The sequence below is a fragment of the Arthrobacter sp. D3-16 genome (assembly GCF_054408515.1).
Window position 1 is genome coordinate 3,167,439 of record NZ_CP096437.1, and the last position, 16,200, is coordinate 3,183,638.

Consider the following 16,200-nt stretch of genomic DNA (forward strand, 5'->3'; position numbering starts at 1 on the left):
AACCCTCCTTGGCTGATGATCACAGCCCGGCTGTCGATGGGGAGGCCCCGTGTTTTTGCTCGAACCTGCAGAGGCTGGCGCGCCGCCGGACCTGGTGTTTTCCGCCAGCGACCTGGTGGCGGCAAGCGAGTGCGAGTACCGCACGCTCCGGATCCTGGACGAAAAACTGGGCCGCGCGCCGAAGGCCGAATTCGAGGCTGACGAGATGCAGGTCCGTGCCGGTGAGCTCGGTGACAAGCACGAGCAAACCGTCCTGGCCAGCCTGATCGCCAGGTACGGAAAATGGGACGCCAGCCGCGGTGCAGGCGTCTACTCCCTGGACCGGGGACAGAACCTGCGCGGGGACCTGCAGGCAAAGCACGCCGAAACCGAGCTCGCCCTCCGCTCCGGTGCCGACGTCGTTTTCCAGGCCACCTTCTTCGACGGCGAATTCCTTGGGTACGCGGACTTCCTCGTCAACGAAGCTGCCGGCTCCGGCAGCCCCGGGCGTTACGAAGTCTGGGACACCAAGCTGGCCCGGCACGCCAAAGTGGGCGCCCTGCTGCAGCTGGCGGCGTACGGGGACCAGCTTCTTGGGATGGGGCTCGAGCCCTCCCCCACAGTCACCTTGGTGCTCGGCACCCGCGTGGGTGACGACTGGCTCCGCAGCAGCCATTCGCTTCCGGATTTGTTGCCGGTTTTCCGGGAACGGCGGCGGCGCTTCCGCGAGTTGACGGCGCACCACCGGGCGGCCAGTACCGCCGTGCAGTGGCAGCAGCCCGGAATCGTCCACTGCGGCCGATGTGACTACTGCGCCGAGCAGGTTCAGGTCAACCGGGACCTGTTGATGGTGGCCGGCATGTCCGTGGTGCAGCGCAGGAAGCTGAATGCTGTTGGCATTCGCACCATCGACCAGTTGGCGGCAATGCCCGCGGAGGAAGCCAGAAATTCGGTGGTCCGGCTGCGTGCCCAGGCTCGGATGCAGCTAGGCCTGGATGCTCCGGCCGGATCCCGGACCTTCACGAAGGACGGTCAGCCGCACACGGTCTCGTTCACGGTGCTGCCGGAGAACACCATCGAATCCCTTCCCGCTCCCAGCCCTGGCGATATCTTTTTTGACTTCGAGGGCGACCCGCTCTGGCAGGACCCTGCCACCGGAGCCTGGGGCATCGAGTACCTGTTCGGCGTGATTGAGGCCACGGATCCAGGTGATTCCGGTAGTCCTGTTTTCCGCCCGTTCTGGGCCCACTCACGGTCCCAGGAACGGCGCGCCTTCCTGGACTTCCTGGAATACGTGGAGGAGCGGCGGGCACGCTACCCGGACATGCACGTCTACCACTACGCTTCCTACGAAAAGACGGCGCTGCGAAACCTCTCCCTTGCCCATCAGGCCGGGGAGGAAACGGTGGACGCCTGGCTCAGGGAAGGCCTGCTCGTAGACCTTTACGCCACGGTCCGGCAGTCCTTGCGCATTTCCGAAGCGTCGTACTCCATCAAAAAGCTCGAACCGCTATACATGGGCAGCAACCTCCGCTCCGGGGACGTCAAGGACGCGGGGGCCTCCGTTGTCGCCTACGCCGCATACTGTGCAGCCCGGGATGCGGGGAACGCCGCCGAGGCGGAAAAGATCCTCACCTCGATTTCGGACTACAACCAGTACGACTGCCTTTCCACCCTCCGCCTGCGCGATTGGCTCCTGGAGGTGGCCGGTCAGCCTGCTGCCGGGGCCGCCCTGGAGGCAGATACGGGACAGCGCCCCGCCACCGTACCGGCGGAACGCCCGGCGGCCCCGGAAGAAACTCCCGAGGAGTCCAGGCTGCGCGAATACCTCGCCGGGCTGCCGGACAACCGTTTTTGGACGGACGACGAACGCGCCATCGCCATGGTGGCAGCCGCTACCGGATACCACCGCCGGGAACGCAAGCAGTTCTGGTGGCAACACTTCGACAGGGTGGAAGCGCCGATCGAGAACTGGTCCGACCAGCGGAATGTGTTTGTGGTGTCTTCAGCGGAAGTGACGTCCGAGTGGGCCCTTGCCAAGCCGCGGGAACGGATGCGCACCCGGATACTGCGGCTTCGCGGCACCATGACGGAGGGATCGGACTTTCGGGCGGACTCCAGCTGGTGCCGGCTCTACGATGCGCCGCCGCCGGACGGCATGGCCGATCCCGACGCCGCTCCCGGCACCCGGGCATTCACATTCGGGACCAGGATCAGCGAGGTTGTGCCGGCGCCGGACAACCCGGAGCACACCATCATCACCATCGCCGAGCGTGAGTCGGGAAAGGTTGCTGCCTACCCGCACCTTCCCGTTGCCCTCACGGAGGACCAGCCCCTGGCGACCGCCAGCATCGAAGCTGCCATCGCAGAAATCGCTGGCAGCGTCGGCGCTTCCGTGCCGCACCTGCCTGCCCAGCCAGGACTGGACATCCTGCGCAAACAGCCGCCGCGTTTCCGCACCCGCCAGGAGCCCGTGGAAGTCCCGCACGGGCCGGACGGTTCCGCGGATTACGCCGCCGCGATCACCGATTCCGTCCGCGACCTCGACCGTTCCTACCTCGCAGTCCAGGGACCGCCCGGGACGGGAAAGACGTACGTTGGCGCCCATGTGATCGCCCGGCTCATTGGTGAAGGCTGGAAGGTCGGCGTGGTCGGCCAGTCGCACAACGTGGTCGAAAATCTGCTCTGCTGCGCCATCAAAACCGGCGGCGTGGATCCGGCTGTTGTGGCCAAGAAACTTGCGTCGCCGCATGACGTTCCATGGGAGTCCTCCGCCGACGGCGACGTCGCCAGGCTGTTGGCTTCTCCCGGCGGCTGCCTCGTGGGCGGCACCGCCTGGACCATGACGGGCAAGGAAGTTCCGGCCGGCTCCCTGGATCTGCTGGTCATTGACGAGGCGGGGCAGTTCTCGCTGGCCAACACACTGGCTGTCTCCCGCGCGGCCAAACGGCTTCTCCTGCTCGGCGATCCGCAGCAGCTGCCGCAGGTCTCGCAGGGCGCGCACCCGGAGCCGGTGGATGAATCAGCTTTGGGCTGGCTCGCCGCAGGGCACGCCACCCTGCCTGCCAACCTTGGTTATTTCCTGGCCGACAGCTGGCGGATGCACCCGGATTTGTGCCGTGCAATCTCCCGGTTGAGCTACGAAGGGAAGCTTCAGGCTGCCCCTGCTGCTTTGCAGCGCCAGCTTGAGGGATTGCCCGCAGGGGTTGAGACGGCCTTCGTCAGCCACACGGGCAACACCACCGCGTCGAAGGAGGAAGCTGCCGAGGTTGTGCGCCAGGCGCGGCGGCATCTAGGGCTGAAGTGGACTCCCTGCGCGGATGCAGAGTCACGGCCCCTTGGACAGGAAGACCTCCTGGTGGTGGCCGCATACAACGCGCAGGTTCACCTGATACGGAAATCCCTCGAAGAGGAAGGCCTCACCGGGGTTCGGGTGGGGACAGTAGACAAGTTCCAAGGCCAGGAAGCACCCGTGGTGCTTGTTTCGATGGCGTGTTCGGCTGTCGCCGAGGCACCCCGCGGGGCGGAGTTCCTGCTGAACAGGAACCGGATCAACGTGGCGGTATCGCGCGGGCAGTGGCGGGCGGTCATCATTCGCTCCCCCGAGCTGGCCAGCTACATGCCGCACCGGCCCGCCGCGTTGGAGGAGCTCGGCGCCTTCATCGGTCTCAGCCCGCGGGAGTGAGGTAACAGGGAAAGGCAATCCCGTGAGGGACGAGCAGGCCTGCAGGCCGGTCAGCGGGCCCTGAAACTGCGGAAGCTGCCTTCAGCGGGTGACATCGAGTCCTCCACGCGCTCCACCCGGCCGGGCGTGGCGTCGGAGTTCAGCCACGCGCGGAGCTCGTGGATCTTCCACTGGGGGCCCTCGGCCACCAGCGCAACCGAACCGTCGTCGAGGTTCTTCACCTCACCTGTAAGGCCCAGCTCTTCCGCCTTGCCCATGGTCCAGAAGCGGAAGCCGACCCCCTGGACGACGCCGAAAACCCGGGCAGTCAGCCGCACGGCCCCTGCGTCCGAAGGATCGGACGCATCGGAAGTATCTGACGAAGCTTCCCTGCCAGTCATCGGGGCTCCCCTCTGTCAGCGCCCAACTGCTTCGCGGCCACTTTCCCAACCAGGTCGCAATTAACGCTCCGAAAACGGGTTTTGACGACGTTAATTGCGACCCAGTTGGGCTGGTGGTGGCGCCTAGTTGATGGTGATGTCGCGGGTGCGGTGGTCGTAACGGATGGTCACCGTGCCGCCGTCGTGGTGCAGTTCGTGGTTGGGACCGTCGAACGTGCCGAACGCGCCGTAGTTCTCGTCCCAGGACCGGTTCAGCGCGATCTTGAAAGTGTAGTGGCCTGCCGGCAGCTCGGCGCTCTTCTTCCAGAGCTGGTCCAGGAAGTCGAACTGCATCTGCGCTTCGTCGTACTGCGGAGCCCAGTTCTCGGGTGCACCAAGGATGGTGTTGAAATCGCCCGCGACGGCCACCGCTTCGGGCTGCGGGTGCGTCTCGACGTCCGGGTCCTCGAAGGAACCGACAGCCGCGGGCGCTTCCGTCTCCCCGGTCGCGGCCGGAGCCTTGCCCTTGCGCACAGCCTTTACCACCGGCTCGACGGCGTCTTCGAGCACCTTGGCTGCCTTGCCTACGGCTGCAGCGGCCTTCTTGGCAGGGGTCTTCTTCGCAGGCTTCTTGGTCTCCGTCTTGGCGGCTGCCTCCGCCGGCACCGTGGTTCCGGCGGTTGCGAAGGCGGGGCGCACGAATCCTGCGGGAGCCGTGGGTACCGGGGTCTCGGCAGGAACAGGGGTGCCGGCGTCGAGCGCGGAGGCGAAGGACACCGGATCCGGGAAAGCCACCGTGGCCCGCATGCCGTCTTCGGTGATGGTCCAGCCGGAGCGGCCCTTGACCAGCCAGCCGGCCTTGACCAGCTTCGCCGTGGCTGAAGTCAGCGTCTTGTGGCCGCGGGGAATGCCGCCGCTGAGCAGTTCGCGCTCGTGATCATTGAACGGCACGCGGGCGGTAGCCTCAGCGAGGACCTGGCCCGCGTTCAGTGCATCACCGGACCACACGCCTTCGGTCAGGACATCCAGCACGGTCTTGAGTCGAAGGAAGGTGTTTTCTGCGGTGGACTTGGCCATGATTCCCCTTTTATAAAGCGATCGGTCTTAGGCATCATGCCAACTGCCCGTTAAATCGCGCGACTTGAAATGGTTAACTCTGCGTGTCGTGACCGACTATGAAGCGGACATTCCACCAAGTGAGTCTGGAGTATCGGGTAAAGGGCTGACTGCACAACCCCGTAGCGCTGGCATGGGTGCCGCTCCGCGCCTTCCCAGATACGCCTGCGGCACCAAGTTTAGCGGTATCAGGGCAAGGACGTTGCGTGAGACACAGCAGGCATCAGTGCGTTGCTTCGCCGCCGTTCAATTCGTCCAGCAACTCCGCCTTCCGCTCCTCCGAAGCGAACGACGAATGGATGGAGTTTGCTGCCAGCCGGGCCTTATCGAAATCAGAGAGTTCGAACACCGTTTCCAGCTGGGCGAAGTTGTCATCCACGTAGCCACCGAAGTAGGCGGGATCGTCCGAGTTGACCGAGACGTTGAGCCCCGCCGCGAGCATGGCGGGCAGCGGGTGGTCGGCAAGGGTGTCCACGGCGCGCAGCCGCACGTTGGACAACGGGCACACGGTCAGCGGGATCCGCGCGTCAACGAGGCGCTCCACGAGTTCCGGATCGTCCATGCAGCGGATGCCGTGGTCGATCCGCTCTACGCCGAGGATGTCCAGGGCTTCAATGATGTACGACGCCGGCCCCTCCTCCCCTGCGTGGGCGGTCAGCCGAAGGCCCGCTTCGCGTGCCTTGTCGTAAAGCCGCTCAAACTTCGACGGCGGGTTGCCCACCTCCGCCGAGTCCAGTCCGATCGCACCGATCGGCGCGTTCATGGCCAGGAGCCTGCCAAGGATTTCCAGCGCTGACTCCTCTGGCAGATCCCGCAGGAAGGCCGCGATCAGCATGGTGGAGATCCCGTAGTCCTGCTCGGAGGTCGCCAGGACCGAAGCCACTCCGTTGACGCAGGTTTCGAGGGGGACGCCGCGGGAGGTGTGCGCCTGGGGGTCCATCATGATTTCGGCATGCCGCACCCCGGCAGCGGCGGCACGCTCAAGGTACGCACGGGTCATATCGGCGAAATCCTGTTCCGTCTGCAGGACCGCCATGTTGGCGTAGTACAGGTCAAGGAACGATTGCAGGTCCGTGAACTCGTACTTTTCCCGCAGTTCGTCCAGGCCGCTGTACGGCAACACGATGCCATTTCGCTCCGCGAGCGCAAAGATTAACTCCGGCTGGAGTGTCCCTTCAATGTGGAGGTGCAGTTCCGCCACCGGAAGGAGCCTGGCAGGGACCTCAGGCTCAGCTGCGACGGGTTCGGTTTCAGGCGCGGCAGCACCGGCCGCAAAGTTTTCCATCCGGTCAGGATAATGCCCTGCACCGGATTCGCCACTAGAGTCGAACCAATGCAGAACACCAAGCACGCTGATGACCTGCAGTATCCGCCTCCTGCCCACGCAACTGACGGCTTTGTCCGGGTGCGCGGAGCCCGCGAGAACAATCTCCGGAACGTGGACGTCGATGTTCCGCGCGATGCAATCGTGGCTTTCACCGGGGTTTCCGGCTCCGGGAAGTCATCACTTGCTTTTGGCACAATCTACGCCGAGGCCCAGCGCCGCTACTTCGAATCCGTAGCCCCGTACGCCCGCCGCCTCATTCAGCAGGGGCACAATCCCAAGGTGGAGCTGATCAGCGGCCTGCCGCCCGCCGTCGCGCTTCAACAGCGCCGCGGCGCACCCAGCAGCCGGTCCACGGTGGGAACGGTCACCACGCTCTCCAATTCCCTGCGCATGCTCTTTTCCCGCGCGGGCACTTACCCCGCCGGCAGCACACAGCTGGACTCGGACGCCTTTTCTCCCAATACACCCGCCGGAGCCTGCCGGGAATGCCACGGCCTGGGCATCGCGCACACCGTCACCGAATCCTCGCTGGTCCCGGACCCGTCATTGAGCATCCGTGATGGCGCGATCGCTGCCTGGCCGGGCGCGTGGCAGGGAAAGAACCTGCGGGACATCCTTGCGCACCTGGGTTACGACGTCGACGTCCCGTGGCGCAAACTGCCAAAGAAGCACCGCGACTGGATCCTCTTCACGGAGGAACAGCCCGTGGTGGAGGTGACTCCCCAGCGCGACCGTGTGGCCAAACCGTACAAAGGGCGGTTCTGGAGTGCCCGCAGCTATGTCCTGCATACGCTGGCGGATTCACAAAGCGCCGCCATGCGGGAACGGGTGCTGGCGTTTATGCAGTCCGGGCCGTGCCCGCGCTGTTCCGGCACCGGCCTGACGCCGGAAGCACTGGCCGTGACGTTTGCCGGCAGGACCATCGCGGAACTCAACCGCCTCCCCATGGCGGACCTTGCGGAGATCGTCCGCCCGACGTCGGAGTTGCACGACGCCGGGACGGCCTCCCGCACGCACGTTTCCGGCGAGTCGAACGAGGTTGCCGTTGCGATCACCAGGGATCTGCTCCAACGCATCACCGTCCTGCTGGACCTCGGGCTCGGCTACCTCGCCCTGGGCCGCGCCACGCCCACGCTGTCGCCGGGTGAGATGCAGCGGCTGCGTATCGCCACCCAACTGCGCTCCGGCCTCTTCGGCGTGATATACGTGCTGGACGAACCGTCAGCCGGACTTCATCCGGCCGACGCCGAGCCCCTCCTGGACGTCCTGGAGCAACTGAAGGCCTCCGGCAACTCGGTGTTCGTGGTGGAGCACAACATGGACGTGGTCCGCCGGGCTGATTGGCTGGTGGACGTGGGCCCGCGGGCGGGTGGGGGCGGCGGCGAGGTGCTCTACAGCGGGCCGGTGGTTGGTCTCACGGATATCGAGGCCTCCGTCACCAGGCCGTTCCTGTTTAGGGACGCCATGCCGCAAGTGCCCGGTGTTGCGCGCAAGGTGCAGACAAGGGAGCCGGCTGGATGGCTGGAGCTGACGGATGTCAGCCGGCACAACCTGCGGGGACTGGATGCCCGTTTTCCCCTTGGTGTCCTTACTGCCGTGACCGGCGTCTCGGGCTCGGGAAAGTCCACCCTTGTCAGCCGGGTGCTCGGCGAGGTGGTGGGCTCCGGACTCAGGGCAGCCGTGGAGCTTGAGGAGTCCGGGGAGCCCCTGGAGCTGGGAACCGTCACGGGAAACGACCATATTGACCGCCTGGTGACTGTGGACCAGAAGCCCATCGGGCGGACGCCGCGCTCCAACCTGGCTACCTATACGGGACTTTTTGACGCTGTCCGCAAGGAATTTGCTGCCACCGAACAAGCCAGGCTCCGCGGCTTCGGTGCCGGCCGGTTTTCGTTCAATGTGGCAGGCGGGCGCTGCGAGACCTGCCAGGGCGAGGGCTTTGTGGCAGTGGAACTGCTTTTCCTGCCCGGGAGTTACGGCCCATGCCCGGAATGCGCCGGGTCACGCTATAACCCGGAAACGCTCGAGGTGGAGTACCGGGGCAAAAACGTGGCGGACGTGCTGGCCATGACGGTGGACATCGCCGCGAAGTTCCTGGCCCACGTCCCTGCCGCCGCGCGGAGCCTGAAAAGCCTCCAGGACGTGGGGCTTGGCTACCTCCGGCTCGGGCAGCCGGCCACGGAGCTCTCGGGCGGGGAGGCGCAGCGCATCAAACTGGCCACGGAGCTTCAGCGGGCGCAGCGCGGCCACACCCTGTACCTGTTGGATGAGCCCACCACCGGCCTGCACCCCGCCGACGTGGAATTGTTGATGGCCCAGCTCCACGGACTGGTGGATGCCGGAAACTCGGTGGTGGTTGTTGAGCACGAGATGGCAGTGGTCGCCGGTGCCGACTGGGTGATCGATCTGGGGCCTTCAGGCGGGGACAAAGGCGGGCAGATCATGGCTACGGGCACCCCCGCCGCCGTCGCGCACTCCCTGGAAAGCCGCACTGCCCCGTATCTGGCCGCCGCCCTCGGTCAGGGAAACACCAGCCAACGCCCAGAAAAATCTCGATTTGATAACGGCCGGGTGATGTCCTAGCGTGAAGTGCAAGCCCGCGAACGTGGGCGCATGAATGCCCGGTGCTGCCTCCACCAGAACTGCCCAGCTGGCAGCCACCGAACTTGACCTCTATTCGTCAGGGGTGGGCAGTGGCGCGATGATCTCCGGGGACGGAACCAGCGCAGGTGGCCTTCAGGAGCATCACCATCATGAAAAACACCACTTTCCGTACTGCCGCACGCCGTGGAGCCACCGTGGCCGCTATTTCGGCTGCAGGCATCGCCCTTTCCGCCACCGGGGCCAACGCCGCCACCAGCACGTCCACCTGGGATGCCCTTGCCCAGTGCGAGAGCGGCGGCAACTGGGCCATCAACACGGGCAACGGCTACAGCGGCGGCCTTCAGTTCAGCCCGAGCACTTGGGCAGCTTACGGCGGCACCGGATCAGCCGCTGACGCCAGCCGCGAACAGCAGATCGCCGTGGCCGAGCAGGTCCAGGCGTCGCAGGGGTGGGGTGCCTGGCCGTCCTGCGCCGCGCAACTCGGCCTGAGCGGAGGCGCCACCGGCGTTGCACCGCAAAGCGTTCCCGTCCAGAGCGCGCCGGTCCAGTCCGCGCCAGTCCAGGCAGCGCCCGTCACCCCGGCTCCGCCTGTCCAGGCGCCCGCTGTTCAGGCGCCGGCTGTTCAGGCGCCGGCTGCCAAGCACGTCACTGCAGTTGCCCTGAGCGGCGAGACGTACACTCTGCAGGCTGGCGACACTTTGAGCATCGTGGCTGAGAAGCTGGGTGTCGACGGCGGCTGGCAGCACCTTGCCGACGCGAACCTGGACACCATTTCTGACCCGAACCTCGTCTTTGAGGGACAGGTCATCCAGCTTCCCGCGTAAGCGACGGCACGTTAGTGCCTGAGCCCCGCACGGGGCTCCCTATTCGGTCGGCGATAGACAAATTCCGTTGACCACAGAACGACGCCGGCACGCTCCCACAAGGGGCGGGCCGGCGTCGTACTTTATGTTGTTGTAGCCGGACGCCCTAGCGGGCCACGGGCAGTTCCCGGACGATCCTGACTTTCCAGGCGGCGTCGTCGCTGGTGTCCAGGAGGGCAACGGTGCCGTGGGCCAGGTTGAGGGCGACGCGTTTGGCGGCTAGGAGCTCCAGGTAGAGGTGCTCGTTCATCCGGCTGGGGGTGTCGATCATGTACTTCACGGCGTCGCGGACCTTGCGGTAGTTGGCGCTGCGTTCGCGGTGCAGGTGCAGCTCCAGCGCCGACTTCTGCTTGAGCCGCGGCTCGTGGCGGTTCAGCCAGGTGACTGCGGCGTGAACTCCGACCACGAGGGCGAGCGAAACGGCATAAATCCACCATCCGCTGGAGAGCAGGAAGAGCGGCAGATTGGCGATGGCAACGATCGCGATGACGACGCGCGCAGCTGCAATGCGGCGCATTGTGGTGGCGACGGCGGCCATGCCGGCACGGAAGCCGTGCTGCTCCTTGCGCGCCGCCTCTGCGTCCAGGGTGAATTCGTCAAGGACCAGGATGCCCTTTGATTCCGGACTCAGCATCTGCCCATAGCGGGGCACGAAGGAGTGGGTCATTCCGGCGGGATTTTCAACTGAAGATGTCATGAGAGGGCTTCCAAAACGCTGGGGTGGTTGCGGTGATCTTAGTGGTTTCGTCCACCCGGTGTATGCATAGGTCCACTATGTGAACATTTGAATGCCGGGCCTGTGGCGCCGGGCACTGCAATTGGCACATCCGCCCGCTGCCGTCAGACTGAAGGGATGCAAACTTTCCTCCCGTACCCCGATTTCTGGCAGAGTGCCGCCGCCTTGGATACTGCCCGGCTCGGCAAGCAGCGCGTCGAAGCGCTGCAGACGCTCCGGTCCCTGGTGATTCCCGGATACGGCTGGCAAACCCACCCGGCGATCCGGATGTGGATGGGCTACGTGCCCGCCCTGACGATGTACGGCCTGGCGATGGTGGACGAGTGGACCAAGCGCGGACACCCGGACAACACCCGCGAAAACATTACTGAGTTCGCCCCACAGGCGGCCCACCCGGACTACGCCTCGAAAATACCCATGCCGCCGTGGCTTGGAGATCCGGACTTCCACCTCAGCCACCGCTCCAAGCTGGTGCGCAAGGAACCCAAGTTCTACAGCTCCGTCTTTACTGATGCGGTGCCGGACATGGATTATCTCTGGCCCGAACCCAAGCACGAGTTCCTGCCGCATGAACCCGAAGGTGACATTCTCTGGATCCTCCGTTCGCCGCATGCCGAGGTCGATCCCCAGACGCTGGACACCGTGGCCCTGCCTCCCGTGCATGGTTTTACCGCTGCCGTGGCTGCTGATTCCGATGACGACTACACCCCCGTCTACATTGAGGACGGATCCCGCCGCCCGTCTAAGCAGCCCCGGAAGGCCCCGCCGAAGCAGCTGGTGAAGAAGCCCACCCGCAAGCGCCTGGCGCAGGAGGAGGCCTTCTCCACGTTGCCCGGAAAGACGCCCGTGGCCGTCCCGTTCGAACACGGGGCCAAATTTGCCGTGGGGCAGGTGGTGGGCCGGCCCATCACGCTGGACGACGGCAGGTTTGGGCGGAACTTCACGGTCACGGAGATCATTGACCGGTCCGCTTTCGCCTATCCGGCACTCCTGCAGGACCCACGCGTGTTCTTCCCGGTGGAGGCACCGTAAAAGACCTTTCGTGCATCAGCTGATCGCATACAGTAGTGCCCAGAGTGCGTGTGACCGCACCATCAGCATGGGGGCAGAATATGGGTGCAGGCGGCGGCGCTGCTGAGCAGGCGAGAATAGCGGCTGAACGCGCAGCTAAGCTTCGGCGGCAGCTGGATTATGCAGAACGGTCCGAGCGGGCTTGGGCGGCGGGAGCCGCTGGTGAAGCCCGGGTTGCCGCTATCCTCGAGACGCTTCAATCACAAGGCTGGCTGATCCTGCACGACGTCCACTGGCCCGGTCGGCCGAAAGCGAACCTGGACCATGTCCTGATTGGACCCGGCGGCGTCATTGTTGTCGATGCGAAAAACTGGTCAGGGGACGTGCAACTTCGCAACGGCGTCCTCCGCCAGAACCGCTACTCCCGGGAGCGGGAAGTTGGCGGCGTGCTGCAGCAGGGAGCAGCAGTCGCCGCGCTCCTTGAGCCGGAACACCGCCGCTATGTCCAGGCGTGGCTGTGCATGGTCGGGCAGCCGGTCCTTCAAGGGACAACCGCCACCGGTGCACGGATCCAGGGAATTGATACTTTGCGTGACGCCGTAGCCGCACTCCCGCCCGTGCTCGATCTGAACACAATCGGGGCGATCCACCACTACCTCACCAACCTGCTCGCCGGCAGTACGAGTCCCTCGCTGCTAACCACAGGAAACGTACCCACTGGGTCGGCCGATTTCGCCCACGCCTCTGGCCCAGCCGCGTCCTTGGCGCAGTGGCGCACGGCCCGTGATCCCGCAGACGACCCGCGCACCATCCGCCCTCCCGATATACCCCAGAGCAGGACTGCACGCAGGAAACAATTGGGCTGCGTTGGGGTGTTCTTCCGTTTGGCACTGATCATCTTCGCCCTCGGAGTGCTACTTAATGTGCTTTCGCAACTTTCACCCCAGCCGCAAAGGGCCCCGGTTCCTCCACCCGCGGTAGTCTCGACCCTTCCGGCGCCCTGAGCGGGCCCGGCGAAATACGAGTCGAGGCAGTGGGAATGGCAGACTGTCAGCCATGACAATCCTCCTGGCAGGTTGTGGCGATCTCGGAACCGAAGCCGGATTACGTTTCGCTGCCCAAGGCCACCATGTGGTTGGCTGGCGCCGCTCGCCCCAGAAGCTGCCGGCCGCTATCGAAGGTGCGGCGGCTGACCTCAGCGCACCCGACCTGCCGCCGGTCCCGGCGGACACCACCGCCGTCGTCATAGCCGTAGCGGCCGACTCACCAACGGAGGACGCCTACCGCTCCGCGTATGTGCAGGGCCTCGCCAATGTCCTTAACGCCTTGGAGCGCGACGGCGTGACGCCGGAGCGGGTGCTCTTCGTCTCCTCCACCGCTATTTACGGCGACGCCGGCGGCGGCTGGGTTGATGAGGGTACGACGGCGGTTCCCGGCGGCTTCTCCGGGCGGGTCCTTCTGGAGGCTGAGGAACTCCTGCACGCCAGGTTTGCTGGGACGGGAACCAAGACGGTAGCGCTGCGTCTTGGCGGCATCTACGGTCCCGGCAGGACCCGGTTGATCGACCAGGTACGCAGCGGTTCTGCCATCATCCCGGAAGATACCCGCTACACAAACCGCATCCATCGCGACGACGCTGCTGCTGCCATCGTCCATCTGGCCACCATGCCTTCGGAGCCGGCACCCGCTTACATCGGTGTGGACGACGACCCCGCCGACCTCGGCGCCGTGCTCCGCTTTCTGGCGGCCGAGATGGGTCTGGTTGAGCCCCCAGTTGGAGATGCAGGTCCGGCCCGCGGGGGCAACAAGCGCTGCCGAAACGATCTCCTTCACAGCACTAGTTTCGAGTTCATCTTTCCGTCGTTCCGTGAGGGTTACCGGGACATTCTCGCCGGCAACGGGGTACGCCACCCATAGCCCGAAGGTCGTTCCCGAGGTTGCCAGCGCTTAGGCTTTCCCCTGGACGGCAGCAACTTGGACCCGACGCGAGCGAGGCAGGGAACCGTGGATTTTCGGCACATCATTGAGACGGTCGGAGAGTTCGTCGACTTTGCCGGGGTGGCCGTCATGGTCATTGGTGCCTTGGTTTCCATTCCTCTGGCACTCCGCGGGTACCAGCCTCGTAACTTGCCCGCGGGGGCTGAAAACCTCAGCGTTTACCGTCTCTACCGGCAGCTGCTGGGCAGGTCCATCCTGCTGGGCCTGGAACTCCTGGTGGCCGCCGACATCATCCGCACCGTGGCTGTCACTCCTACGTTCGAGAGCGTCGGGGTTCTGGCCATCATTGTGCTGATCCGGACCTTCCTTAGCTTTTCGTTGGAGCTGGAAATTACGGGCCGGTGGCCGTGGCAAAAGGAGCCGCGCACCTCGGATTCCGCTGGAGCACCAGCGCGCTGATTCCTTAGTGCGGTCGCCATATAGGTTATCCACATAGCTGCTTTGGCCGGCGCTTTTGTCAGTGGTCTTTGGCAGAGTGGGGCTATGGAAGCCATTGGGGAGCAGATTGCGGAGTACTGCGGTTCTACCGCTGTGCTGACCCGGGCCGGCAGTGTTTCCTTCCGTGGTTCAGGGGCGTCCGACGGTGGTCCCGGCGTCGGTTTTGCGGGCCGGCTCCAGGCCGTTCCCGGCCTGCCCGCGACCGACGCGGCTGGGCCCCTTCCTGCTGCGCCGCTTCCTGCTGAGTTGCCTCCCGTGGACAACCCGTCCAGCTTGGCTCAGCCGCTTGCTGCGGCGCCGCTCCCGACTGGCAACCCGGCCGGTGCTGATGAGCCGCTTAGCCTGAGCGAGATTGGCGGGCTCCTGGCTGCTGCCGCTGCCGCAGCACCATCAAGGCTTGCCGGTGCGGACTACGTCGAGGCCGCCGATTTTACCGGGCAGGTCGAGGACCTCTCCCGGTCCGTGGAGTACCTGCAGATCCTCTCCGCCGGGATCGTTGACCGGACCCGCACACACGCTATTGCCGCGGCGGACGCCGCCCGGGCCGGCCGGTCGCGCACAGGCAAGGGCTGGGTCACCGGCTGGCACAACGGCGCAGAAACCCTGAACGAAACCGACACCGCCTGGCCAGAAGACACCGGGACCAGCGGTTTAACGGCCAGTGCTCCCGGGAGCCAGATGGGCTCAGACCGTTCCAACCCGGTCATCACCTCGCCGGCTGATGACGGGTGCGCCAACACCGCGGAGTTCCTGCGGCTGCGGCTGCGGATCGGCAAAAGCGAAGCCCACCGCCGCCTCGCCCTCGCAGCGGACATCCTGCCCACCAACACCCTCACCGGCGACATCCTCCCCGCCACCCGCGAACACCTCGCCGCCGCCCTCACACCCACACCCCCACCCGCACCCGCCGGCAGCAACGTCGAGGACGAGGACACGCCAACTAGCGGGGCCGCTACCAGCCCGGTTGTTTCCTCCCGGGCCGGGACCATCATCGCCCTGACCCTGAACCGGCTCCGCCACCTCGTCACACCAGAGCGGCTGGCCCTGATCGAGGAGAACCTCACCACCACCGCCGCGACCACGGACCCGGACTTCCTTACCCGCCTCGCCCGCCGCTGGGCCGACACCATCGACGCCGACGGCACCGAACCCAGCGAAGAAGCCCTCCGCCACACCCAAGGCGCCTTCATCCGCAAACCCCGCCACGGCCTGCACCACCTCGAAATCTTCGCCACCACCGACCAATACGAACACCTCCTCACCGTCATGAACACCGCCACCAACCCCCGCACCACCACCACCACCAGCGCCGATGCTCGTGCTGGTGCAGGCGGTGCCCCCGGCAACGGCACCGGCCAGGACTCCTTGCCGGACGGTGACGTGGACCTGGACCAGCGCACAAGGCCCCAGAAACAACTCGACGGAATCATCGGCGCCGTCAAAACCGCCCTGACCACCAACACCCTGCCCACCACCGGCGGCAACCGCCCCCAAATCATCGCCACCATCAACTACCAGGACCTCCTCCCCCACCCCCGACACACTCCCCCGGAAACCGGCACCGGGAACTTCGCCTTCACCGGCCCCGTCACCGCCGCCACAATCCGCAAAATCGCCTGCGACGCCGACATCATCCCCGCCCTCCTCGGCACCCACAGCGAAATCCTGGACCTCGGCCGCAAAACCCGGCTCTTCACCCCCACCCAACGCCAAGCCCTCACCGCCCGCGACCAAGGCTGCACCTTCCCCAACTGCACCATCCCCGCCCCCTGGTGCGAAGCCCACCACATCACCTACTGGTCCCACGGCGGCCCCACCACCCCGAACAACGGCACACTCCTCTGCTCAGCCCACCACCACCTCATCCACAAAGAACAATGGACCATCACCACCATCAACAACACCCCCTGGTACACACCCCCAAAACACCTCGACCCCCACCAAAAACCCCAACAAAACACCTACTTCAAACCACCACCCCCACCCCAGGAATGAGTGGACGAAAAGGCTGAAACCAGTGAGACGCGTTGCCCAGCACTCTGCGTTGAACAAGGCTTCCGTCCGCGGAGTGGCCTGCTGCTTTC

General features: G+C 65.5%; 12 protein-coding genes. 8 read left to right on the top strand and 4 right to left on the bottom strand.

Going from position 1 to position 16,200, the window contains the following annotated elements:
• The first annotated feature begins 49 nt into the window (after positions 1 to 49).
• Positions 50 to 3,664, top strand: coding sequence for a TM0106 family RecB-like putative nuclease (locus tag M1D32_RS14825; protein WP_458779399.1), 3,615 nt, complete (start codon positions 50 to 52; stop codon positions 3,662 to 3,664).
• Between the two features lie 50 nt (positions 3,665 to 3,714).
• Here M1D32_RS14825 and M1D32_RS14830 read toward each other — a convergent pair whose 3' ends face one another.
• The 3 genes from M1D32_RS14830 to M1D32_RS14840 form a co-directional block, all read right to left on the bottom strand.
• Positions 3,715 to 4,044, bottom strand: a complete 330-nt coding sequence (locus M1D32_RS14830; RefSeq protein ID WP_458779400.1) for an acylphosphatase — start codon at positions 4,042 to 4,044, stop codon at positions 3,715 to 3,717.
• Positions 4,045 to 4,167: 123 nt separating this feature from the next.
• Positions 4,168 to 5,100, bottom strand: a complete 933-nt coding sequence (locus M1D32_RS14835) for a pullulanase X25 domain-containing protein (RefSeq protein WP_458779401.1) — start codon at positions 5,098 to 5,100, stop codon at positions 4,168 to 4,170.
• Positions 5,101 to 5,362: 262 nt separating this feature from the next.
• Entirely contained in the window at positions 5,363 to 6,424 is a 1,062-nt protein-coding gene (locus M1D32_RS14840) for an adenosine deaminase (RefSeq protein ID WP_458779402.1), read from the bottom strand.
• Between the two features lie 48 nt (positions 6,425 to 6,472).
• Between M1D32_RS14840 and uvrA the strand changes: the two genes are divergently transcribed.
• Both uvrA and M1D32_RS14850 read left to right on the top strand, forming a co-directional pair.
• The gene (gene uvrA / locus M1D32_RS14845) at positions 6,473 to 9,049 is read left to right on the top strand and encodes an excinuclease ABC subunit UvrA (RefSeq protein ID WP_458779403.1); all 2,577 of its coding nucleotides are present in this window, start codon (positions 6,473 to 6,475) and stop codon (positions 9,047 to 9,049) included.
• A 170-nt stretch (positions 9,050 to 9,219) separates the two neighbouring features.
• Positions 9,220 to 9,894, top strand: coding sequence for a transglycosylase family protein (locus M1D32_RS14850; protein ID WP_458779404.1), 675 nt, complete (start codon positions 9,220 to 9,222; stop codon positions 9,892 to 9,894).
• Between the two features lie 145 nt (positions 9,895 to 10,039).
• Here the strand turns inward: M1D32_RS14850 and M1D32_RS14855 are convergent, their stop codons facing one another.
• Positions 10,040 to 10,630 carry a hypothetical protein gene (locus M1D32_RS14855; RefSeq protein ID WP_458779405.1) on the bottom strand — a complete coding sequence of 197 codons (591 nt, stop codon included), beginning with the start codon at positions 10,628 to 10,630 and terminating at the stop codon, positions 10,040 to 10,042.
• A 156-nt stretch (positions 10,631 to 10,786) separates the two neighbouring features.
• Between M1D32_RS14855 and M1D32_RS14860 the strand changes: the two genes are divergently transcribed.
• The 5 genes from M1D32_RS14860 (at position 10,787) to M1D32_RS14880 (ending at position 16,111) form a co-directional block, all read left to right on the top strand.
• A complete protein-coding gene (locus M1D32_RS14860) occupies positions 10,787 to 11,701 on the top strand; it encodes an MSMEG_6728 family protein (RefSeq protein ID WP_458779406.1) in 915 nt (304 codons plus the stop codon).
• Positions 11,702 to 11,751: 50 nt separating this feature from the next.
• A complete protein-coding gene (locus tag M1D32_RS14865) occupies positions 11,752 to 12,684 on the top strand; it encodes a nuclease-related domain-containing protein (RefSeq protein ID WP_458779407.1) in 933 nt (310 codons plus the stop codon).
• 52 nt (positions 12,685 to 12,736) lie between these two features.
• The gene (locus M1D32_RS14870) at positions 12,737 to 13,597 is read left to right on the top strand and encodes an SDR family oxidoreductase (protein ID WP_458779408.1); all 861 of its coding nucleotides are present in this window, start codon (positions 12,737 to 12,739) and stop codon (positions 13,595 to 13,597) included.
• Between the two features lie 87 nt (positions 13,598 to 13,684).
• A complete protein-coding gene (locus tag M1D32_RS14875) occupies positions 13,685 to 14,077 on the top strand; it encodes a DUF1622 domain-containing protein (protein WP_458779409.1) in 393 nt (130 codons plus the stop codon).
• Positions 14,078 to 14,161: 84 nt separating this feature from the next.
• Complete coding sequence (locus M1D32_RS14880) at positions 14,162 to 16,111, top strand: HNH endonuclease signature motif containing protein (protein WP_458779410.1); 1,950 nt, start codon at positions 14,162 to 14,164, stop codon at positions 16,109 to 16,111.
• The last annotated feature ends 89 nt before the right edge of the window (positions 16,112 to 16,200 follow it).

Coding starts and splice junctions, on each gene's coding strand:
- M1D32_RS14830 (WP_458779400.1), bottom strand. CDS start 4,044: ATGACTGGCAGGGAAGCTTCGTCAGATACTTCCGATGCGTCCGATCCT.
- M1D32_RS14835 (WP_458779401.1), bottom strand. CDS start 5,100: ATGGCCAAGTCCACCGCAGAAAACACCTTCCTTCGACTCAAGACCGTG.
- M1D32_RS14840 (WP_458779402.1), bottom strand. CDS start 6,424: ATGGAAAACTTTGCGGCCGGTGCTGCCGCGCCTGAAACCGAACCCGTC.
- uvrA (WP_458779403.1), top strand. CDS start 6,473: ATGCAGAACACCAAGCACGCTGATGACCTGCAGTATCCGCCTCCTGCC.
- M1D32_RS14850 (WP_458779404.1), top strand. CDS start 9,220: ATGAAAAACACCACTTTCCGTACTGCCGCACGCCGTGGAGCCACCGTG.
- M1D32_RS14855 (WP_458779405.1), bottom strand. CDS start 10,630: ATGACATCTTCAGTTGAAAATCCCGCCGGAATGACCCACTCCTTCGTG.
- M1D32_RS14860 (WP_458779406.1), top strand. CDS start 10,787: ATGCAAACTTTCCTCCCGTACCCCGATTTCTGGCAGAGTGCCGCCGCC.
- M1D32_RS14870 (WP_458779408.1), top strand. CDS start 12,737: ATGACAATCCTCCTGGCAGGTTGTGGCGATCTCGGAACCGAAGCCGGA.
- M1D32_RS14880 (WP_458779410.1), top strand. CDS start 14,162: ATGGAAGCCATTGGGGAGCAGATTGCGGAGTACTGCGGTTCTACCGCT.